This window comes from Oleiphilus sp. HI0123 (assembly GCF_001635315.1).
Genome location: NZ_LWGE01000643.1, coordinates 1 through 450, shown reverse-complemented (window position 1 = coordinate 450; position 450 = coordinate 1). Strand labels below are relative to the sequence as shown.

Annotated in this window: 1 protein-coding gene; it reads left to right on the top strand. The window is 41.1% G+C overall.

Annotated elements, in window-relative coordinates; genetic code table 11:
• Positions 1-341 (top strand): lipopolysaccharide kinase InaA family protein (locus A3761_RS05845; RefSeq protein WP_304439591.1); only part of this gene is annotated, 341 nt, incomplete at its 5' end.
• Between the last annotated feature and the right edge of the window lie 109 nt (positions 342-450).

The window sequence follows — 450 nt, the reverse complement described above, 5'->3', positions numbered from 1 at the left end:
ACTTACTGACACACCGCATTCCTAATGCACAAGACTTACTGCAAGTACTCAAACAAGTACAAAGCAAAGACTTCTATTTCACATTAGGCGCTTTAATCGCAAGATTCCACAAAGCGGGTGTTTATCATGCTGACCTGAACATTCAAAACATTTTGCAAGATGAAGAGGGCTTATTTTGGCTCATCGACTTTGATCGCGCCAAAATGTTAAAGCCAAAGCATGCCTGGAAAAGCAGTAATCTGAAGCGCTTAAAACGCAGCTTTGAAAAGGAAGTAACAAGGCATGGGATAAAGTGGACTCACAATGACTGGAATTATTTGATTGAAGGCTATTCTCAATAGCAGCGTTAAACCAATCTATGGGTTAAGCTTACTATAAGCCTTACGCCCGTCTATCGTCATCCCTTTAAAGCGTTTGTACTCCCATTGGTATTGTTCGGGATGACTTTCG